Annotated in this window: 18 protein-coding genes and 1 tRNA gene; 11 read left to right on the top strand and 8 right to left on the bottom strand. The window is 63.9% G+C overall.

All coding sequences use genetic code 11. The features are described 5' to 3' along the window. Positions 1-67: 67 nt before the first annotated feature. Positions 68-1,498 carry a glutamate synthase subunit beta gene (locus BLU32_RS15750; RefSeq protein WP_093808493.1) on the bottom strand — a complete coding sequence of 477 codons (1,431 nt, stop codon included), beginning with the start codon at positions 1,496-1,498 and terminating at the stop codon, positions 68-70. 15 nt (positions 1,499-1,513) lie between these two features. Further along, entirely contained in the window at positions 1,514-6,250 is a 4,737-nt protein-coding gene (gene gltB / locus BLU32_RS15745; RefSeq protein ID WP_244501719.1) for a glutamate synthase large subunit, read from the bottom strand. A gap of 607 nt (positions 6,251-6,857) precedes the next feature. Here gltB and BLU32_RS15740 point away from each other — a divergent pair. Next, complete coding sequence (locus BLU32_RS15740; RefSeq protein ID WP_093808491.1) at positions 6,858-7,886, top strand: low specificity L-threonine aldolase; 1,029 nt, start codon at positions 6,858-6,860, stop codon at positions 7,884-7,886. Between the two features lie 160 nt (positions 7,887-8,046). On the opposite strand, the gene BLU32_RS15735 is transcribed toward BLU32_RS15740, so the two are convergent. Then, positions 8,047-8,496 carry an Hsp20 family protein gene (locus BLU32_RS15735; RefSeq protein ID WP_093811139.1) on the bottom strand — a complete coding sequence of 150 codons (450 nt, stop codon included), beginning with the start codon at positions 8,494-8,496 and terminating at the stop codon, positions 8,047-8,049. A gap of 299 nt (positions 8,497-8,795) precedes the next feature. On the opposite strand from BLU32_RS15735, the gene BLU32_RS15730 reads away from it, so the two are divergent. Together BLU32_RS15730 and BLU32_RS15725 are read left to right on the top strand one after the other, a co-directional pair. Beyond that, the gene (locus BLU32_RS15730) at positions 8,796-9,239 is read left to right on the top strand and encodes a hypothetical protein (protein WP_093808489.1); all 444 of its coding nucleotides are present in this window, start codon (positions 8,796-8,798) and stop codon (positions 9,237-9,239) included. Between the two features lie 125 nt (positions 9,240-9,364). Beyond that, positions 9,365-10,321: an alpha/beta fold hydrolase gene (locus tag BLU32_RS15725; RefSeq protein ID WP_093808487.1), complete on the top strand. Its 957-nt coding sequence runs from the start codon at positions 9,365-9,367 to the stop codon at positions 10,319-10,321. Between the two features lie 15 nt (positions 10,322-10,336). Here BLU32_RS15725 and hisN read toward each other — a convergent pair whose 3' ends face one another. After that, a complete protein-coding gene (gene hisN, locus BLU32_RS15720; RefSeq protein WP_093808485.1) occupies positions 10,337-11,128 on the bottom strand; it encodes a histidinol-phosphatase in 792 nt (263 codons plus the stop codon). A gap of 526 nt (positions 11,129-11,654) precedes the next feature. Next, positions 11,655-12,545, bottom strand: coding sequence for an N-formylglutamate amidohydrolase (locus tag BLU32_RS15715; RefSeq protein ID WP_093808483.1), 891 nt, complete (start codon positions 12,543-12,545; stop codon positions 11,655-11,657). A 301-nt stretch (positions 12,546-12,846) separates the two neighbouring features. Here BLU32_RS15715 and cpdR point away from each other — a divergent pair, with 301 nt between their 5' ends. The 5 genes from cpdR to BLU32_RS15690 all read left to right on the top strand — a co-directional run bounded on the left by cpdR (position 12,847) and on the right by BLU32_RS15690 (position 15,742). After that, positions 12,847-13,206 carry a cell cycle two-component system response regulator CpdR gene (gene cpdR, locus BLU32_RS15710; protein ID WP_029059455.1) on the top strand — a complete coding sequence of 120 codons (360 nt, stop codon included), beginning with the start codon at positions 12,847-12,849 and terminating at the stop codon, positions 13,204-13,206. Between the two features lie 211 nt (positions 13,207-13,417). After that, positions 13,418-13,492, top strand: a tRNA-Val gene (locus tag BLU32_RS15705). 179 nt (positions 13,493-13,671) lie between these two features. Beyond that, positions 13,672-13,797: a type B 50S ribosomal protein L36 gene (gene ykgO, locus BLU32_RS15700; protein WP_029059454.1), complete on the top strand. Its 126-nt coding sequence runs from the start codon at positions 13,672-13,674 to the stop codon at positions 13,795-13,797. Between the two features lie 172 nt (positions 13,798-13,969). Then, positions 13,970-14,557, top strand: coding sequence for a tetratricopeptide repeat protein (locus tag BLU32_RS15695; protein WP_157727711.1), 588 nt, complete (start codon positions 13,970-13,972; stop codon positions 14,555-14,557). A gap of 120 nt (positions 14,558-14,677) precedes the next feature. Further along, complete coding sequence (locus BLU32_RS15690) at positions 14,678-15,742, top strand: alpha/beta fold hydrolase (RefSeq protein ID WP_093808479.1); 1,065 nt, start codon at positions 14,678-14,680, stop codon at positions 15,740-15,742. A gap of 65 nt (positions 15,743-15,807) precedes the next feature. On the opposite strand, the gene pyk is transcribed toward BLU32_RS15690, so the two are convergent. The 3 genes from pyk to BLU32_RS15675 are packed head-to-tail and all read right to left on the bottom strand — an operon-like array spanning position 15,808 to position 19,097. Then, positions 15,808-17,244: a pyruvate kinase gene (gene pyk / locus BLU32_RS15685; protein WP_093808477.1), complete on the bottom strand. Its 1,437-nt coding sequence runs from the start codon at positions 17,242-17,244 to the stop codon at positions 15,808-15,810. Further along, a complete protein-coding gene (locus BLU32_RS15680) occupies positions 17,241-17,732 on the bottom strand; it encodes a DUF1036 domain-containing protein (protein ID WP_093811137.1) in 492 nt (163 codons plus the stop codon). Before BLU32_RS15680 ends, pyk begins: the two co-directional genes overlap by 4 nt. A gap of 36 nt (positions 17,733-17,768) precedes the next feature. Continuing rightward, entirely contained in the window at positions 17,769-19,097 is a 1,329-nt protein-coding gene (locus BLU32_RS15675) for a glycerate kinase (RefSeq protein WP_093808475.1), read from the bottom strand. Positions 19,098-19,252: 155 nt separating this feature from the next. Here BLU32_RS15675 and BLU32_RS15670 point away from each other — a divergent pair, with 155 nt between their 5' ends. From BLU32_RS15670 to BLU32_RS15660, 3 genes are all read left to right on the top strand, one after another. Continuing rightward, entirely contained in the window at positions 19,253-20,068 is an 816-nt protein-coding gene (locus tag BLU32_RS15670) for an N-formylglutamate amidohydrolase (protein ID WP_093808473.1), read from the top strand. 49 nt (positions 20,069-20,117) lie between these two features. Further along, positions 20,118-20,423, top strand: coding sequence for a DUF1244 domain-containing protein (locus BLU32_RS15665; RefSeq protein WP_093808471.1), 306 nt, complete (start codon positions 20,118-20,120; stop codon positions 20,421-20,423). 141 nt (positions 20,424-20,564) lie between these two features. Continuing rightward, complete coding sequence (locus tag BLU32_RS15660) at positions 20,565-20,828, top strand: DUF2312 domain-containing protein (RefSeq protein WP_029059447.1); 264 nt, start codon at positions 20,565-20,567, stop codon at positions 20,826-20,828. Positions 20,829-20,927 lie beyond the last annotated feature (99 nt).

Below are 20,927 nucleotides of genomic sequence, written 5' to 3'. Positions count from 1 at the left end.
GACCCGCACGCTGCGTCGGCGGCCCGGCCGCGTTCCTTGAGGGACACGCGGCCGGGCCGTGCGTTTGTCAACGCGGCAGGTTGGTGGATCCGGTCAGATGCAGGTCGATGGAGCGGGCAGCCTGACGGCCCTCGCGGATCGCCCAGACGACCAGCGACTGGCCGCGGCGCACGTCGCCGGCGGCGAAGATGCCGTCCACCGAGGTCTTGTAGGCGTCCGTGTCGGCAAGGATGTTGCCGCGCGCGTCGCGGGCCATTTCATCCTTCAGCTCTTCCAGATAGGTGCCTTCCGCAGGACCCGCGAAGCCGATCGCCGCCAGCACCAGTTCGGCGCGCAGGATGAATTCCGAGCCGGGGATCGGTACGCGCTTTTCATCGACGCGGGCGCATTTGACACCCGTTACATGCCCGTCCTCGCCAACGATTTCGAGGGTTGCGGCCGCGAACTCGCGGTCGGCGCCCTCGGCCTGACTGGAGGACGTGCGCATCTTGGTCGGCCAGAAGGGCCAGACCGCGAGCTTGTCTTCCTTTTCGGGCGGGCGCTGGCGGATGTCGAGCTGGGTGACGGATAGCGCCCCCTGGCGGAACGAGGTGCCGACGCAGTCGGACGCCGTATCGCCGCCGCCGATCACGACGACATGCTTTCCGCCGGCCCAGAACGGCGCCTCGCCGGAGACATCCTCGCCACCGACGCGGCGGTTCTGCTGCACCAGGAACGGCATGGCATACATGCAGCCCTGAAGATCCATGCCGGGCAGGCCCGGATCGCGCGGGCGTTCCGCGCCGCAGGTCAGCAGCAGCGCGTCGTGGCGATGCTTCAGTTCATCCACCGTGACCGAGACGCCGACATCGGCGCCATAGTGGAAAACAACGCCTTCGGCTTCCATCTGCTCGACGCGGCGGTCGATGTAGTGCTTTTCCATCTTGAAGTCGGGAATGCCGTAGCGCATCAGGCCGCCGGCCTTTTGCTGGCGCTCATAGACATGCACCGTGTGGCCGGCGCGCGCCAGCTGCTGGGCCGCGGCCATGCCGGCCGGTCCCGAGCCGACGACCGCGACGGTCTTGCCGGTCTTCACCGCCGGCGGTTCCGGCTTGATCCAGCCTTCCGCATAGGCCTTGTCGGCAATCGCCTGTTCCACGGTCTTGATCGCGACCGGCACGTCCTCGAGGTTGAGCGTGCAGGCTTCCTCGCAGGGTGCGGGGCAGATGCGGCCCGTGAACTCCGGGAAATTGTTGGTGGAGTGCAGGTTGCGCGCCGCCTCTTCCCAGTCGCCGTTGTAGATCAGGTCGTTCCAGTCGGGGATCTGGTTGTTGACCGGACAGCCGACGGGGCCGTGGCAATAGGGAATGCCACAGTCCATGCAGCGGGCGGCCTGGCGCTCGACTTCCTTGTCCTCCAGCGGGAGCGTGAACTCCTTGAAGTGGCGGATACGGTCCGACGCCGGCTGGTACTTTTGTTCCTGCCGATCGATTTCCAGAAAACCGGTGACTTTTCCCATGTTCTCCGTCTCCCCTTACTCGGCCGCCACCAGGCCGAGCCGCTTTTCTTCCATTTCCTTGAGCGCGCGGCGGTATTCCACCGGCATCACCTTGACGAACTTCGGTCGGAAGTCGTCCCAGTTGTCGAGGATCTCCTGCGCCCAGGCCGAGCCCGTGTGCGCAATGTGGTTGGAGATCAACTGGCGCAAGCGCTCGTCGTCGTGTCGGGTCATGTCGGCGGTGAGGTCGACGCGTCCCTTGTGCTCGATGTCGCCGCCATGGTGGTGGAGCTTTTCAAGCAGGTCGTCTTCTTCCGGCACCGGTTCGATGTCGACCATCGCGAGATTGCAGCGGCTGCGGAAGGAATTGTCCTCGTCGAGCACATAGGCGACACCGCCGGACATGCCGGCCGCGAAGTTGCGCCCCGTCCAGCCCAGCACGACGACCACGCCGCCGGTCATGTATTCGCAACCGTGGTCGCCCACGCCCTCGACAACCGCCAGCGCGCCGGAATTGCGAACGGCGAAGCGTTCGCCGGCAATGCCGCGAATGTAGCACTCGCCTTCCGTTGCACCGTAGAGCACGGTGTTGCCGGCGGTGATCGACGTATCGGGGTCGGCTCCGCTCTTGGGACTTGGCCGGATTACCAGCCGTCCGCCGGCAAGGCCCTTGCCGACGTAATCATTGGCATCGCCTTCAAGCCGCATCGAGATGCCGCGCGTCAGGAAGGCGCCGAAGGCCTGCCCGGCGGTGCCCGTCAGATTGATCTCGATGGTATCGGGTTTCAGCCCCTTGTGGCCGTAGCGCCGCGCAACCTCGCCGGAGAGCATGGCGCCGGTCGAGCGGTCGACATTCATGATCGTCTCGGTGATCGTCACCTTTTCCTTGCGCTCCAGCGCCGGTTCGGCGGCAGCGATCAGGCGGCGATCGAGAATGTCGTCGATCGGATGCTTCTGGCGTTCGGTCCAACGTCTGTTTTCGGGCGTAGCGTCGGGCATGTGGAAGAGGCGCGAGAAGTCGAGCCCACGCGCTTTCCAGTGTTCCGACATTTTTTCCTGATCGAGCATCTTGGTGTCGCCGACGAGTTCCTCGAAGCGCGTGACGCCCATGGCGGCCATCAGCTCGCGCACTTCCTCGGCGACGAAGAAGAAGAAGTTCACCACATGCTCCGGCATGCCCTTGAAGCGCTTGCGCAGAACCGGGTCCTGCGTGGCGATGCCGACCGGGCAGGTGTTCAAATGGCACTTGCGCATCATGATGCAGCCGGCCGCGATCAGCGGCGCGGTGGAGAAGCCGAATTCGTCGGCACCCAACAACGCGCCGATCACGACGTCCCGGCCGGTCTTCAGACCGCCGTCAACCTGAAGCGCGATGCGCGAGCGCAGGCCGTTCAGCACCAGCGTCTGCTGCGTTTCGGCAAGGCCCATTTCCCAGGGGCTGCCGGCGTGCTTGATCGAGGTCAGCGGCGAGGCGCCGGTGCCACCGTCGTAGCCGGAGATGGTGATGTGGTCTGCGCGCGCCTTTGCGACGCCGGCCGCAACCGTGCCGACACCGACCTCGGACACGAGCTTGACCGAAATGTCGGCGGCCGAATTGACGTTCTTCAGATCGTAGATCAGCTGCGCCAGATCCTCGATCGAATAGATGTCGTGGTGCGGCGGCGGGGAAATCAGGCCAACACCTTGCGTCGAATGGCGCACCTTGGCGATGACAGCGTCGACCTTGTGGCCGGGCAACTGACCGCCCTCGCCGGGTTTTGCACCCTGCGCCACCTTGATCTGGATCATGTCGGCGTTGACGAGATAATCTGTGGTGACGCCGAAACGGCCCGAGGCGACCTGCTTGATCGCGGAGCGCATCGGGTTCATCGACCCGTCCGGCATCGTCCGGTAACGCTCCGGCTCCTCGCCGCCCTCGCCGGTGTTCGACTTGCCGCCGATCTGGTTCATCGCCACCGCGAGTGTCGAATGCGCCTCGCGCGAGATCGAGCCGAAGGACATGGCGCCCGTGGAGAAACGCTTGACGATTTCCGCTGCCGGTTCGACGTCCTCGATGGCGACGGGCTTGCGGCCCATGTCTTCGGCCGTTTTCACCTTGAACAGGCCGCGGATCGTGAATCGGCCGTTCTCCTCGTTGGTTTCTCTGGCGTACTCGCGGTATGTGTCCGGCAGGTTGCGGCGCACCGCATGCTGAAGCGAGGCGATGTTGTCGGGCGTCCACATATGGCGCTCGCCGCGGATGCGGTAGTTGTATTCGCCACCGACGTCGAGCGCGTCGCGCAGCATCGGCACGTCGTCGAAGGCGACCCTGTGACGGCGGGTGGTTTCGTCCGATACGGCGTCGAGGTCGATGCCCTCGATCGTCGTCGCCGTGCCGAAGAAGAACTCCTTGACGAAATCACTCGACAGGCCGACCGCGTCGAAGATCTGCGCGCCGCAATAGGACTGGTAGGTCGAGATGCCCATCTTGGACATCACCTTGAGAATGCCCTTGTCGATCGACTTGATGTAGCGGTGCACGACCTCGTCGGCATCGACCTCCTCGGGGAAGTCGAGCTCGGCATGCAGCTGCAAGAGCGTCTCGAAGGCCAGATAGGGGTTGATCGCCTCCGCGCCGTAGCCGGCCAGCACGCAGAAATGATGCACTTCGCGGGCTTCGCCGGTTTCCACCACGAGACCGACGGAGGTGCGCTTGCCCTCTCGGATCAGGTGATGGTGCACGGCCGCCGTCGCCAGGAGCGCCGGGATCGGGATCCGGGCGCGGGACAGCAGACGGTCGGACAGGATGATGATGTTGTAGCCGTTTGCCACCGCCCGCTCGGCACTGGCGCACAGGTTGTTGAGCGCCTCGCGCATGCCTTGCGCGCCATGAGAGACGTCATAGGTGATGTCGAGCGTCTTGGCCGAGAACTGGTTGTCGGACGTATCGCCAATGGTGCGGATCTTTTCCAGGTCGTCATTGGTGAGGATCGGCTGGCGCACCTCGAGCCGCTTGGATGTCGACAGGCCCTTGAGGTCGAACAGGTTCGGACGCGGCCCGATGAAGGATACCAGGCTCATCACCAGTTCCTCGCGGATCGGATCGATCGGCGGGTTGGTGACCTGGGCGAAGTTCTGCTTGAAATAGGTGTAGAGCAGCTTCGGCTTGTCGGAGAGCGCGGAAATCGGGGTGTCCGTTCCCATTGAGCCGATGGCTTCCTGGCCGATCGTCGCCATCGGCTGCATCAGGAGCTTGATGTCTTCCTGGCTGTAGCCGAAGGCCTGTTGGCGGTCGAGCAGGCTTTCGGCCGCCACGGGTGCGCGACCGCGCACTGCCGGCATGTCTTCCAGCACGATCTGGGTACGGTGCAGCCAGTCCTTGTAGGGGTTGGCCGTCGACAGGGTGCGCTTGATCTCGTCGTCGGAGATGATGCGGCCCTCGGCCAGATCGATGAGCAGCATCTTGCCCGGCTGCAGCCGCCACTTGCGGATGATTTTTTCTTCCGGGACCGGGAGCACGCCGACCTCTGACGACATGATCACGAGATCGTCGTCGGTCACGATGTAGCGGGCCGGGCGCAGGCCGTTGCGGTCCAGCGTCGCGCCGATCTGGCGTCCGTCGGTGAAGGCAACGGCGGCCGGGCCGTCCCACGGCTCCATCAGGGCCGCGTGATACTCGTAGAAGGCGCGCAGATTATCGTCCATCAGCGGGTTGCCGGCCCAGGCTTCCGGAATCAGCATCATCGCCGCATGTGCGAGCGAATACCCGCCCGAAACGAGGAATTCCAGCGCATTGTCGAAACAGGCCGTGTCCGACTGGCCCTCGTAGGAGATCGGCCACAGCTTGGAGATGTCCTCGCCGAAATGCGGCGAGGAGACGCTCGCCTGGCGCGCAGCCATCCAGTTGACGTTGCCGCGCAGCGTGTTGATCTCGCCGTTGTGCGCGACCATCCGGTAGGGATGCGCAAGATCCCAGGAGGGGAAAGTGTTGGTGGAGAACCGCTGGTGAACGAGTGCCAGCGCCGAGGTGAAGCGCGGGTCGGTCAAATCGGCGTAATAGGCCCCAAGCTGGGTGGCGAGGAACATGCCCTTGTAGACCAGGGTGCGGCTCGACAGCGAGACGATATAGAATCCGTTTTCGACGGCATCGCTTTCCGCACGCACGGTGTTGGAAATCACCTTGCGCAGCACGAAGAGCCGGCGTTCGAAATCGTCCGGCGTCTCGCAGTCGCGGCAGGCAATGAAGACCTGACGCGAATAGGGCTCGGTCGCCGCGATCTCCGGCGCCTTGGACAGCGAGGCGTTGTCGACCGGCACATCACGCCAGCCGAGACACGCCTGCCCCTCCGCCGCAATCACCCGCTCGATGATGGCTTCGCAGGTCTTGCGCAGCGCGGGATCGCGGGGAAGGAAAATGAAGCCGACGCCGTAGCGTCCCTGTTCGGGCAGGTCGATGCCAAGGCCCTTTGCCTCTTCGGCAAAAAATTCATGCGGGATCTGCACGAGCATGCCCGCGCCGTCGCCCATCAGCGGATCGGCGCCGACGGCGCCGCGATGGGTCAGGTTCTTCAGGATCTGAAGACCGTCGGCGATGATCTGGTGCGACGCCTTGCCCTTGAGATGCGCAATGAAGCCGACACCGCAGGCGTCATGTTCCTTTTCAGGATGATAAAGGCCGAAGCGGGCGGCGTCGTCGCGCTGTGCGCGCGTTGAAGAACCTGCCGTCAGGGCATCGGCCGGTGCGGGTGTTCCTGCGAAGTCCTGTGCTTCGATCATCGCGTCGGTCTTGCTCATCTCAGCCCTCTTGTCTCATCCCGGCGTCCGGTTCGTCCTCTCCCGTTCGGGTCGCGTTCCCCTCGGGCAACGCGGCTCGTCCGGCGAACAGGCAAGAGCCCTGACGCTGACTTTCGTGAAGCGGTCCCGCTCCGTTGGCCCGCCCGCATTTGCGGTGGGGGCAGGAAGCGCAACGCTCCCGTCCCCAGCGGTGCCGGATGCAAGCCTGACCCTTCGCCCCAAGCCGCCCGTCCAAACCGCTCCGGCGGACGCCCCGCCTGTGGCGGTGCTGGCAGCTTTCATCCCCTGCCCGGAGCGCCGTCGGCGTCAAGCAATCGCTTAACCTAGGGCGCGCCAGTCGCGAAACCATCGGGGCTCCGGATTATCATTCCCAAAAGGGACAGTATTCCTGTCCTATTGGGAGCGGCGAACAATGCCAGATTTCCGAAAAGGGAGCAAGCGGCTTGCGACCGGCCTTATAAACTATTTCTTTCGTGTGTGCGCAGCAAATTGTCACTTTCGACCAGGTGGCCCGTCCACGCCGAAATTTTCTGTCCGGCGGACGGGATGACGGGCATCGGTTGCCGTGGGGACTTGCCAGCCGCGCCTTGCCGGGACTAGATCGGGCATGAACTTTTCCAGCGACAATTGGGCGGGGGCTTCGCAGCCGGTGATGGATGCGCTCACCCGCCACAATCACGGTTCTGCGCCGGCCTACGGTGCGGATCCGCTCACCGACCGGATCACCCAGCGCTTCCGGGACATCTTCGAAACTGACGTTTCGGTGCTTTTCACGGCGACCGGCACGGCAGCGAATGCACTGTCAATGGCGGCCTGCGCGCGCCCGGGCGGATTGGTCCTGGCAAGCGAAACCGCGCATCTTCATTGTGACGAATGGGGATCGGCCGAGTTCTACACTCACGGCATGAAGATCCTGCCGCTCGCCACGACGGCCGGTCGCATCGCACCCGATGCGGTGGCCGAGGCTCTCGCCAAATACCGCGAGGGAAGCCGTTTCGGCGTGCCTGCGGCACTGAGCCTCACCCAGGCAACAGAATGCGGCACGGTGTATTCGCCGGGCGAAGTTGCAGCGCTGACCGCGCGGGCGCGCGAAAACGGGCTTGTCTGCCACATGGATGGCGCCCGTTTCGCAAACGCACTCGTGCATCTGGGGGCAACCCCCGCAGAGCTCACCTGGAAGGCCGGGATCGACGTCCTGTCGTTCGGCGCGACCAAGAACGGCTGCTGGTGCGCCGAGGCGATGGTCGTGTTCAACCCGCAGTCCCTGCCGCATCTTGCAATTCATCGCGCGCGTGCCGGGCACCTGTTTTCCAAGTCGCGTTTCGTGGCAGCGCAGTTCGACGGGTACTTCGAAGGCGATCACTGGCTCGATCTTGCGCGCAGCGCCAATGGGGCAGCCGCGCGTCTTGCCGAAGGGATCGGGCAGGGCGGACGCGCGCGTGTCGCCTGGCCCGTACAGGCGAACGAGGTTTTTGCGGTCCTGACGCAAGCGCAGATCGCGAAGCTGAGGGGCGAGGGTGCAAAATTCTACGAGTGGTCGCGCGAGGGCTGTGAGGACGACGAACACGTGGTCCGGCTTGTCGCGAGCTTCGAGACAACCGCCGAGGAGGTCGACCGGTTCGTCGCGCTGCTTTGAGCGTGCCCACGACGGTTTGCGGCAAGCCGGACCAAAGCGTCGTTTCACAATGACGACGCCGCGCCGATCCGTGAAGATCCGCGCGGCGCCTTCTGGCCCGGTGGCCCCGGTCCGTCGATCGGGGGATCATCGACGGCACGAGGCGTTTGGACCGGTCTGACTAGTTCACGCTGCTTTCGATCTGCCGCGCGCCGTCGCCGTTGGTGATCTCGATCTTGCGCGGCTTCATCGCCTCGGGGATTTCGCGCGCGAGGTCGATGTGCAGCAGGCCGTTTTCCAGGCTCGCGCCCCGCACTTCGACGAAGTCGGCAAGCTGGAAGCGACGCTCGAAGGCGCGCGCGGCGATGCCGCGGTGCAGGAATTCGCCGCTGTCGGCTTCAGCAGGGCGCTCGCCCTTCACCGTCAGCACGTGTTCCTTCGCTTCAAGCGTCAGGTCCTCATCGCGGAAGCCCGCGACCGCCATGGTAATCCGGTAGGACGTCTCGCCGGTCCGCTCGATGTTGTAGGGCGGATAGCTCGGCGCATCCTGCGCGTTGGCATCAAGCATTGCGAACAGCCGGTCAAAGCCGACCGTGGAGCGATAAAGGGGGCTGAAATCCATGTGACGCATCTGAGTGTCCTCTTTCTTGAGCAACATTTGATGGTGCGATCCGCGTCGTCCGCCATCTTGGCCGGATGTCTTCGGGATCGATCGTACAGGCCCGGTGACCGGCGCCTGCACTGTCAAAGGTGGGGACCGCATTTCGCCGTTTCAAGAGGGGATCGAATGGCCGCCCGGTGGCGGATCCTGGCCGTTTTTCGCGGATGAACGATTTCTGAACGGGCTCTTCCGGTTCGGTTCACGTGCCCCCTGACAGATTGGGGGTGTTCAACAGGCGCTGATCGCGCCGCAAACCGGGAGACCAGGATATGAAGAAGACCATTCTCGCCGCCGTTGCCGCCGGACTGTTGATGACCGCTCCGGCCGCAAACGCCCTCGATGCGCGCGCCCCGTCCTTCGCACCGTCGGCGCCGCTCTCCGCAACCGCCGATGCCGGCCAGGTGATCAAGGTCGGTCAGCGTATCCGTCGTCACCGGGATCGCCGTCTTGGTCCGCGCCGTATCGTGCGCAAACTGCACCGCCGCGGTTTCCGCAATGTTTCCCGGGTCCGTGCGCGCGGCGACATCTATATCGTGCGGGCGAACGGACGCCGCGGCGCCCCCTTGCGTCTGGTGGTGGATGCCTATTCCGGCAAGGTCGTCGGACGCACGGTTCTGCGTGGTCCGGGCCGCGGCCGCGGCGGTCATCGCTGGGGCGGTCGTCGCGATCACCGCGGCGGGGATTTCACCTGGGGGTTCTGGGGCCGCTTCTGAGCATCCCGTCGCTCTTTGAAAGTGCCACCCAGCGGTCGCCGGTGTTGAGCCGGCGGCCGGGCTCCTGTAAGACAAAGCAAGGCTTTTTCCCCCCGGCGTTCCGCCGATCCAGATTCCGGATTGCCATGGACCTGTATGATCATCCGGACAACCCGATCCCCGAGGGCGGCATCTGCGCCGAAATCCGGACCGTGGACGGTTGCAGCCTTCGAACGGCCCGTTGGATGCCAAGCCATCGCCCGTTGAAGGGCACGGTAACGCTTCTGCAGGGACGTGCCGAATGCATCGAGAAATACTTCGAGACGATCTCCGACCTGCGGGCCCGTGGCTTCGCGGTTGTGACCTTCGACTGGCGCGGGCAGGGCGGTTCGTCGCGGCTCTTGCGCAACCCGAAGCGCGGACACGTCGACGATTTCGCGGATTTCGTGACGGATCTGGAAACGGTGATGCGCGACGTCACACTCGCCTCAATGCCGGGTCCGCATTTCGCCCTCGCGCATTCAACCGGCGGTCTGGTGCTGCTGCTTGCCGCACAGCGGTTGCGGACCCAGATCGAGCGTGCCGTTCTTTCCGCGCCTCTGATCGGTCTTGGCAAGGTCGGGCTGTCCCAATCGGTGGTCTGTCCGCTTTCCTCCGCTTTGTCGGTCATCGGCCTGGGCACGTCCTTCGTGCCACGGGTCGGGCCCAATGCCAGCATGGCGTTTGCCGGAAATCCCCTGACCTCGGATCCGGCGCGGTTCCAGCGCACCGAGATGGTGCTGGACGCACGTGGTGATCTGGAGATCGGCATGCCGACGATTGACTGGCTCGCCGCCGCCTGCCGTGCCATGCGTCGCGTGTGCGCGCCGGATTTCGGACCTGCGATGCCGTTGCCGGTGCTGATCGTTGCCGCCGGGCAGGACATCATCGTGTCAACCCGAGCGGCCGAACAGCTTGCCCTGCGGACGCGTTCGATCCGCTATCTGGAGATAGCGGGTTGTCGCCATGAAATCCTGATGGAAGACGATCTCTATCGCGACCAGTTTCTTGCCGCCTTCGATGCCTTCGTCGCCGACGGGATGCCGCAAGCCGTCAGATTCTGACGCAGGTGGCTCCCGTCACAGTGCCGCCGATGCCAGACGCGCCAGAACCGCCTCATGCAGCCGTGTGTCGCCGCTGGCGACGATTTGACCGCCATTGGCCGGCGAGCCGCCTGACCAGTTCGTGACGACCCCGCCCGCGCCCTCGACGATCGGCGCAAGCGCGACGATGTCATAGGGCTGCAGCCCGGTTTCGATCACCAGATCCACCTGGCCGGAGGCGACCATGCAGTATCCGTAGCAATCGGTCCCGTAGCGGGCCGTGCGCACGCGCTGCTCGATATCCTCATAGACCGCCTTTTCCGCGCCCTCAAAAAGCCCCGGGTGTGTGGTGCAGGCGATCGCATCTTCGATGCGCGCGCAGGCGCGTGTCTTCAACACGCTGCGTTTGCCGTGGTGCTGTCGCCAGGCGGCTGTCCGGTCACCGTAGAAGCGCTCCTCGACAAAGGGCTGGTCCATGACGCCGAAGGCGGGAACGCCGGCGGTCATGAAACCGATCAGCGTGCCCCAGGTCGGCAGGCCGCAGATAAAGGCGCGGGTTCCGTCGATCGGGTCCAGCACCCAGACATGCTCGGCATCGAGACGCACGTTGCCGTGCTCCTCGCCAAGGATGCCGTGGTCGGGATGCTCCGCCTCGATGATCTCGCGAATGGCGGCTTCGGCGGCGCGGTCGGCGATCGTCACCGGATCGAAGCCGGCGTCCAGCTTGTTTTCGATCGAAAGATCCGCGCGAAAATGCGGAAGGATGGTCCTGCCGGCCGTGTCCGCAAGACGATCCGTGAAAGAAACGAGGTCCGGGGTCGACGGCATGCGGACAGTCTCCTGGCTGGGCTGAGATGGTGGATATCGGAGGATGGGTATCGAGGGTGGAAATCGGGTCGGTGATGATCCGTGTTAAACCAGCCTGATGCGATGGCGTCGAGGAAAACCGTCCAGAATGATTTTTCAAGGAGATTTAGTAATATATAAATAATTGATTTTAATGGAATAAATCTGTTTTTCACTCAGAGCTGGCTGCGTTCACGTGAATTCCATATTGACTTTTGTGCGGTGCGGTGGAACATTTGTGCAGCGCGATATGACCTAGTCATTGAGCGTCGCCCTCCTTGGGCGTTTCCTCCCTAGACTCGGGCCGCCTCGCAAGAGTGCGGCCCTTTTTTTTGGTGGCGGCGAAAAAAAGGCCGTTCCGGGTCATGGACCCAAAAATGCGTCCGGTTTGGCTGCCCGACGCCGCTTCACCGTCAGCGGGAGATGGATGACTTGTTCCGTCAATGCGGTGCGACGGCTTGAAAAACCCCTGCCCGTGCTGTGTCGCGCCCGCGATCGTTGTGGAGCCCTATTCGGCTGCGAGGGCGTCGGGAAAAAAGCACTCGCCCTGCACCGCCACCAGTGCCTTTGCCAGTTTGCCGAGATCCTGCGCCAACGTGGCGAAGCCGGCGTGTTTGCGGGTCTTCGTCTCGTCCATGTAGAGGCCGCGGTTGATCTCCAGCTGAAGGGCATGCAGCCCCTTGACCGGGCGGCCATAATGCTCGGTGATGAAGCCGCCGGCATAAGGCTTGTTGCGGCTGACGCGATAGCCCATTCCCCGCAAGGTCTCGCTGGCCGCATCCAGCAGCTGCACCGCGCAACTCGTGCCATAGCGGTCGCCCAGGATGAAATCCGGTCTCGGGCTCCCGTCGCTGGTCTTGATGGCGGAGGGCATCGAGTGGCAGTCGATCAGGACGGCATAGCCGAAGGCCACATGGGTTTGCGCCAGCAACCGGCGCAGGGTCTGGTGATAGGGTTTGTAGATCGTCTCGATGCGTTCGAGGGCTTCGTGCACACACAGACGGCCCTGGTAGATTTCCTGGGCCTCGCCCACGACCCGGGCGATTGTCCCGAGCCCGCCCGCGACCCGGATGGAGCGGATGTTGGCATAGGAGGGGAGCCGGTCGTCATACATCTTGGGATCGAGTTCGTAGGGTTCGCGATTGACGTCGAGATAGGCCCTGGGGAACCTGGCTCGCAACAGCGGCGCGCCAAGCGGGACCACATGCTCGAACAACTCGTCGACGAATGCGTCTTCCGAGCGCCTGATGGCCGTACTGTCGAGACGCGAGGCACGCAGGAAGGCATCCGGGTAATGACAGCCGGAGTGGGGCGAGTTGAACACGAAAGGGACGCATTGCTCGGCGGGATGCAGGACCTCGAAGGCCTCCAAGTCCTCAAACCCGCTGATCACTTCCATCGTCTGCAATCCTCGCCTGGATGCGGTCTATCTTGTTTCCAAATCCCTATTTGTCCCCGAATCGCGGTTAATGTCCACAAGGCCGGTGGGAAATGCCCCCGGCGGATGGCCCTTGCCCGGGTTTCACTGGATGTTTACCACGGGTCGGCCTTATAACGTTGAGGCGCGCTGTGCCAAATCGGGAACGGTTTGACGAAACCCGGAATGGTCGAACGCCTGGCCTCAAGCGCCCGGCGCCGGGCGACAGGCCGCGGGTTCCGGGCAGGACACGCGACGGTGCCAAGCAGGACGGACGGAGCGAATGACACGGATCCTACTCGCCGAAGACGACAACGACATGCGCCGGTTTCTGGCCAAGGCGCTGCAGAAAGCCGGCTATGACGTCGTTTCTTTCGACAACGGAAAGAGCGCGTACGAGCGATTGCGCGAAGAACCCTTTTCCCTGCTCCTGACCGACATCGTCATGCCGGAAATGGATGGCATCGAGCTGGCGCGCCGGGCGACGCAACTCGATCCCGATCTCAAGGTCATGTTCATCACCGGCTTCGCGGCCGTCGCGCTCAACCCCGATTCCCAGGCGCCTAAGGACGCCAAGGTCCTTTCCAAGCCGTTCCATCTGAAGGACCTGGTGCTTGAGGTCGAACGGATGCTCGTTGCCTGAGCGGGCCGTTTCCGGTGTGCCTGACGTCTCACGCCTTTTGCCTGCGCTCAGGTTTTCCACTGCGATTGCAGGCGAGAAAGAAGTTTGCCGAGAGGGCTTGCACCGGTCTTCGAACCTCGGTATATCCCCTGCCACCGCTGCCGCTTTGTCGGCGTGGTGACCGGACTTGCCGGGATCTGCCGCCAGGCAGATGACCCGGCGTGACAGTCTCGGGCGTGTAGCTCAGCGGGAGAGCACTACGTTGACATCGTAGGGGTCACAGGTTCAATCCCTGTCACGCCCACCATTTTCTCGTTCGGACCGTCACCGGATCGAACGTACGCCCGCCGGGCGATCCGTAATCCCCAAAGGGGGCGCGCGCAGACGATATTGCGCGCCGGAGGCCGGCGAACCGGGTGCGAAAGCGCCGAAGAAGAAATGCCGGGCTCCGCTTTTGCGGCAGTTCCGTCGACGAGGACGAAGACGATGAAGATCAAGAACTCGCTGAAGGCGCTTATGGGCCGGCATCGTGACAACCGTATGGTTCGTCGCAAGGGGCGCGTCTACATCATCAACAAGAAAGCTCCCCGCTTCAAGGCACGCCAGGGCTGAAGACCCGGTTTCGCTTCGCGCATTTTGCGCGGGGACGTGACGGTCAATCTTCCCGCTTGCCATTGACGGCCGCAACCGGTGATCCATAATCACAGGTATGCGGCCTTTTAGCGTTGTTCTCCTTCTTTTGGTTCTGAGCGGTCCCGCCTTTGCGCAGGGTGAGCCACCCGGTGTGCTTCCGCCCGAAGCCGCGCCCCCGGCAATAGACGATCTCGCGCCCTTGCCGGAAAGCGAGATCGAATCGGGTGCCCGGAATGCGATCCCCGACGACGAGCCGGCTCAAGACGACACCGACGAGCTGTTCGAGGCACTTGCGCGGGCGCCTTCGGCAACGGCGGCCCGGCCGATTGTCGCCAGGATCCAGCGCAAATGGATGCGGTCGGGAAGCGCCACGGTGGATCTCTTGATGTTGCGTGCCGGCACCGCGATGAAAGCGAAGGACAACGGCCTCGCGCTCGATCTGCTCGACATGGTAACGCGCCTGGCGCCCGACTATGCTGAAGGGTGGAACCGCCGGGCGACGGTGTTTTACCTCAAGCAGGATTTCGGCCGCTCGGTTGCCGATATCGAGCGCGTGCTTGCGCTGGAGCCGCGCCACTGGGGCGCGATGTCGGGCCTGGGCATCATCATGCGCCGCCTTGACCGCGACGAAGATGCCATGAGGCTTTTCGAGGAAGTGCTGAAAATACATCCGGCGAGCGAAAATGCGCGTAAGGCAATCGAGGACCTTGCGGCGAAGTCCGCCGGATCCCCGACCTGACCGCTTGACGGACTTCGCCTGCCGCGAGACGCGGGTCGATGCGAAGGCGGTCGGCTCGCGCGGCGTCGGCGCTCAAGAGGCCATCCTTCCGTGCATGCGAGGTGTGTCATAAAGCTCCGGATGACTTTCGTTTTCTTCATTCTGGCCGTTGGAGCCGTCGCAGTCCTTGGTGCACTGGCTGTTTACGCGTCGCAGCGCAAGGGCGTCGTGGAGGCGCGTTACCCGCGACTGGGCCCCGTTCAGCAAATCGACGGCGTCGATCTGCATTACGTGGATCATGTCCCGCAAGGCTGGACTTCAGGCGATCCCGCGCTTGTCTTTGTGCATGGAGCAAGTGCGAACCTGCGCGATCCGTTCACGGCGTTCTTTCCCGCGCTCTCCTCCCGCTATCGCCTGGTTTTCGTCGACCGGCCGGGCCATGGCTATTCGCAACGCGGTGGGGACGAGGCGCACAGTCCCGCCCGCCAGGCGCGATTGATTGGCGGGCTGGTTCGCCATCTGGGGATCGAGAAGTCGGTCGCGGTCGGTCATTCCTGGGGTGGGGCGGTCGTCGCGCAGATGGCGCTGCAAGCGCCCGGGACGTTTGCGGGACTGGTGTTCATCGCGCCGGCGACCCATCCCTGGCCTGGCGGTGTGAACTGGTACTATGATCTTGCCGCGTTGCCGGTCGTCGGTGCCGTGTTCTCTCATACGGTCGCGCCGGCCGTGGCCTCGCTCGTGTCGTCAAAGGGGGTGGAGAGTGTGTTTGCGCCCGAAGCCGCGCCGGACGACTACGCGCAGTCCATCGGCCTGCCGTTGCTGTTTCGTCCGCACAGTTTTCTTGCCAATGCCCGCGATGTCGCCTGGCTGAAGCCCGAGCTGCGTGCGGCGGCACCGCGTTATTCGCAGATTGACCAACCCGCCGCGGTGATCACCGGAGATGCGGATGCCATCGTCTATCCGGAGATTCATTCTGCCGGGCTTGTTCGGGACCTCGAGAATTCCTGGCGCGTCGATCTCCCGGGTGCAGGACACATGCCCCATCACACCCGTAGGGAGGCCGTGGTGCGCGAGATCGAGGCGGTTGTGGCGAAGACCTTTCCGGGTGCGGGTCCGGCGACGACTGCCGAGCGTGTTGCCAATCCTGCGGTCCCGGACGCCGATGACGACAGGACTGAAACGCAAAACGCGCCCGCCCGGCTTTGACCGGCGGACGCGAATGACGTTTTTCAAGGCGCTTGCCTGGTGTTACGGCGACAGCCGCCGCAGCCTCAAAGGCCGCTGCTTCCGTCGCTTCCGATAAAGGCGATGCGCAGCATGTTTGTCGATCCCGGCGTGCCGAAGGGAACGCCGGCCGTGGTGATGATGCGCTGGCCGGGCCTTGCGAATTCTTCCTGGAACGAAATCCGGCAGGCGCGGTCGACCATGTCGTTCTCGTCCTTGGCGTCGTCGCTGACCACACAGTGCAGACCCCAGGCGAGGGCGAGGCGTCGCGCGGTCTCCAGCACCGGAGAGATCACGATAACCGGAACCGCCGGGCGCTCGCGCGCGGCGCGCAGGCCGGTCGCTCCGGAAGTCGTATAGCAGACCACGGCGGCGAGATTGAGCGTTTCGGCAATCTGCCGGGCTGCTGCCGCGATGGCATCGGCGCCGGTCGGCTCCGGCTCCTGGCGTTGACCATGGATGATGCCGCGGTAGTTCGGATCGCGCTCCACCTCGCCGGCAATCCGATCCATCGTCTCGACCGCCTCGACAGGAAAATCACCAGCGGCTGATTCGGCCGAGAGCATCACGGCGTCGGCACCTTCGAAGACCGCCGTTGCAACGTCGGAGACCTCTGCGCGGGTCGGAACCGGAGCGGTGATCATCGATTCCAGCATCTGGGTCGCGACGACGACGGGTTTGCCGGCCTTGCGGCAGGCGCGCACGATCTGCTTTTGCAGACCGGGCACCCGTTCAAGCGGCATCTCGACGCCGAGATCGCCACGGGCCACCATCAGCGCGTCCGACAGGTCGATGATTTCCGCAAGGCGCTCAATGGCCTGCGGCTTTTCGATCTTGGCAAGGATGCCGGCCTTGCCGCGCGTCACCTTGCGCACCTCGGCCAGATCGTCGGGGCGCTGGATGAAGGAGAGCGCCACCCAGTCGACGCCGGCGGCAAGCGCTGCGTCCAGGTCCTTGCTGTCCTTCGGCGTCAGCGCGCCGACCGGGATCTCGGTGTCGGGAACGCTCACGCCCTTGCGGTTCGACAGCTTGCCGCCTACCTCGACTGTGGTCTTGGCGTGCTTGGCATCGCAGCTTTGCACCGTGAGGCGGATCTTGCCGTCATCGAGCAGCAGGCGGTGTCCCGGCTCAAGCGCTTCGAGAATTTCGCGGTGTGGCAGGTTCACGCGTTTGGCGGAGCCCGGCGCCGGGTCGCTGTCGAGTGTGAAGGTCGCGCCGTTTTCCAGCACCGCGCCGTCGCCCTCGAAAGTGCCCACGCGCAGCTTCGGCCCCTGCAGATCGGCGAGAATGCCGATCGGCCTGCCGACCTTGATCTCGATGTCGCGGATCGTCTTGACCAGCGTGTTGAGCCGGTCGTGATCCGAATGGCTCATGTTGATGCGGAAAACATCCGCGCCGGCCAGAAAGAGCTTTTCGATTGTCGCGGGGTCCGATGAAGAGGGTCCGAGTGTTGCAAGTATCTTGACCCGTCTGTCACGCTTCATCGCCCACCCGTTCCTGTTTGCACCGGCTCAGTCAACTGGACGGTCCAGCTGCTTTGTTCGCCTGTATCGATCTCGAAGAACCCCGTGCGCTCAAATCCGCGCGCCACGCAATCCTCAATACCTGAAATGGTGAATTCCTTCTCGCGGGTGCACATGAATGCACGTCCGCCCCATTCACCGAACTGATCGTAGTCGACCGCATAAATATAATAGAATCGTGACACCAGCGACCCCGAAACGAGGGTCTCGCAGGAATTCGCGGGGAGGTTCCACCACCCTTCGGTCACCCAGTCATCGTTCTCGCGGTAGCCGATTGCAACGCCGACCTGACTCTCGGTCTTGTTGCACAGCCTGAGCTCGGCCTGCGCCGGAGTGGCGGAGAACAGCGAAAGAAAAACCGTTAGAAGCGCTGCCAAGCCGACAGGAGCTCCTCCCCAGCGGAGCTTGCGTGTCGCCGTGGTGCGCCGATGCCTTGCGGCTAATTTCATCATGCAATTTCTCGTGCCACGACCATGCGCGTCATCTTATGGCCGACGGGCTTCCGGCTTGTCAATGATGACAGCCCTGAAGTCGTTGACGTTGGTGTAAGTCGGCCCCGATCGAAGAAGATCATTCAGGGCTTCGAAAAAGCCCGTACTGTCGTTTCTCGCCAAAAATGCGGCGGCATCATGACCTTCGGCCTGAGCCCGGGAAAGTGTTCCCGGGTCGATGAGCGCGCCGGCCGGATCGTCGGCAGCGCCGGAGCCGCCGTCGGTGCCGTCGGTGTCGCCGGCAACCGCGAAAATGGCCGGGTGGGACTTGAGAGCCACGGCGAGCGCCAGAGCATATTCCTGATTGGGACCCCCGCGTCCGTCGCCGCGCAGGGTGACCGTAAGTTCGCCGCCGGAAAGCAGCACGCAGCGGCGCCCGGCTTGTGCCAGCGAAACGGCCTGTGCTGCATGTTGTGATGCAATCGCGGATGCCTCGCCCTCCAGGCTGTCGCCCAGGAGGATCGCCTCGTAACCCATCTCCCGCGCTGCCCGTGCGGCCGCCTCGAGCGACAGCGCCGGGCGTGCGACGATCTGGAAGCTTGTATCGTCGAACAGCGGGTCGCCGGGCTTCGGCGTTTCGTTGCGCGGATCGTCGAGTGCCGCGATCGCGCTTGCAGGGGCGTTCGGCACAAGCCGGGAAAGCAGTGCACGCGCGTCGCTCAAAGTGGAAGGATCCGGGAGTGTGGGGCCGGAACCGATCGCGACGCCGGTGTCATGCGGGACATCCGATATGGCCAGCGTCGTCATCAGCGACCCGGTACCGCGCGCTGCGGCCAGGCGCCCGCCCTTGATGCGCGACAGGTGGCGCCGCAGCGTGTTGATTTCGTCGATCGTGGCACCGGAGCGCAGCAGCGCGCGGGTCACGGCCTGCTTGTCTTCCAGGCTGACACCCTCCACGGGAGCCACCCAGTTGGCCGAAGCACCGCCGGACAGGAGCACCACGATGTGATCGCCGGGCCGTGCGGCGGCCGCGATCTCGAGGCATCTTCGTGTCGCCTCGACGCCGGCATCGTCCGGGACGGGGTGGCCGGCCTCGACCACCGGGATCTTGCGTGTGGGCCGGGCATACCCGTGGCGCGTCACGCACAGTCCCGTCAAAAGCGCTGGATCAAGGGCGAAATCATCGAGGTAAATGCGCTCTGCCACGTTCATCATGGCGCCGGCGGCCTTTCCCGCCGCGAGCAGGATGATCCGGGCGTTCTCCGCCGGACGGGGAAGATGGGGAGGCAGACAGGTTTCCGCCCGGGCGGCGACCACGGCGGTTTCGAAAAGGCTGATCAGCCGTTGGCGGACTTTCCGTGCGTGTGATGATGTATCCGGCATCCGGTCCCGGGAACTCCGTGTTTGGTCGATTCGCCTAATGGGGGACAACCTTAGGGAAAGGCGGCCGCCCTGTCTGCCACGGTTTCCCGTCCGGTCCCGAAAATCGACCGAGCGGGACCTTGCGCGGGGCGACCGCATAGCCCCATATCCGGGACATGATCGCGCCCGTCTCCCTTCCTGCCGCGCCGCATCCGGATGTGTCTGCGGTCGAAAGCCTGTCCGGCGATCCAGGCGTCGGCCTGCTGATCCTGTGCGACCATGCGGGCAATGCGGTTCCTAAGGCTTACGATACGCTCGGGTTGCCGAAGAGCGAGTTCGAGCGTCACATCGCCTATGACATCGGCGCGCGCGCACTGACGTTCGCGCTTGCCGCGGCACTGTCGGCTCCGGCAGTGTTGTCGACGTTTTCGCGGCTGCTGATCGATCCGAATCGCGGGGAGGACGACCCGACGCTGATCATGCGCCTGTCCGACGGGGCGGTGGTGCCGGGAAACGCAAGACACGACGCAGGCGAGCGTGAACGCCGTCTTGCCGTCTATCACCGGCCCTATCATTCGGCGGTGGAAGCGCGGATCGATGCCGCAATCGCCGCCGGCCATCCGCCGACGGTTCTGTCGGTGCACAGTTTCACGCCGGTCTGGCGGGGCGTGCCGCGGCCCTGGCATGCCGGTGTGCTTTGGGATCGCGATCCCAGGTTTGCCGTTCCGCTGCGCGACCGGCTGCGCGGCGAACCGGATCTGGTCGTAGGTGACAACGAGCCCTACGGAGGAGCGTTGAAGAATGATTGCATGTTTCGGCACGGAACGCAGCGCGGGCTTGCCCATGCACTGCTCGAAGTGCGACAGGACCTGATCGGCGATGCGCGGGGCGTGGCCGCCTGGGCGGACCGTCTTGTGCCGATGCTGCGGCAGTTGCTTGACGAACTCCCGGACCTTGCCACCATCAGGCACTACGGGTCGGGCAGCACCTGAAAGGCCGGGTGATCACAGCCCGTTCCTCAATCCATCCCTGGAGGATCTCATGACGGAAATCGACGAAACCAAACGCATCGAACTGGAGGCCGCGGTGTTTCGCCGTCTGGTCTCGCATTTGCGCAACCGCACCGATGTGCAGAACATCGACATGATGAACCTCGCCGGGTTTTGCCGGAACTGCCTGTCCAACTGGTATGCCGACGCGGCGCGTGAAGACGGGCTTGAGCTCGACAAGGAGGCCGCCCGCGAAATCGTCTATGGCATGCCCTATGCGCAGTGGAAGGCATCCTATCAGACGGATGCCACGCCCGAGCAGGCAGCCGCATTCGAGACGTCGAAGCCGCACGACTGATCCCTGGGGAGCTCGTGTGCATAAGTGTTCCGTATTCGTTCACGGAGCTTGAATTCGCCGTAAAATACGCGCAAGGAGAGGTCCGCGCCGTTTCCGGCTCTCCAATCGAAACTGTTTCAAACGACCAAGGAGTGTTCATCCATGTCCGACCCAGGCGGTGTTGCCGGCGACCAGCTGCGTGCCTTTGTCGAGCGCATCGAGCGTCTCGAGGAAGAAAAGAAGGTCATTGCCGATGACATCAAGGATGTCTATGCGGAGGCAAAGGGCACGGGGTTCGACATCAAGATCCTGCGCAAGATCATTTCGCTTCGCAAGAAGCAGCCGCATGAGCGCGAGGAAGAGGAAGCGATCCTCGATCTCTACATGCACGCGCTCGGCATGGCAGGACCCGCCAACGACGCGTGAGTGACCGTCGCATCCGGCGCGCGGGTTTTCCGTGCGCCGGTTATTTTCGACACCCTATCTCTTTCATGATTTTTGCGACCTGCCGGCGTGTGGAGCAGA

The organism is Stappia sp. ES.058 (assembly GCF_900105595.1).
Taxonomy (GTDB): Bacteria; Pseudomonadota; Alphaproteobacteria; order Rhizobiales; family Stappiaceae; genus Stappia.
Note: the sequence above shows the minus strand (reverse complement) of the source record. Positions and strands in the feature narration are given on the sequence as shown.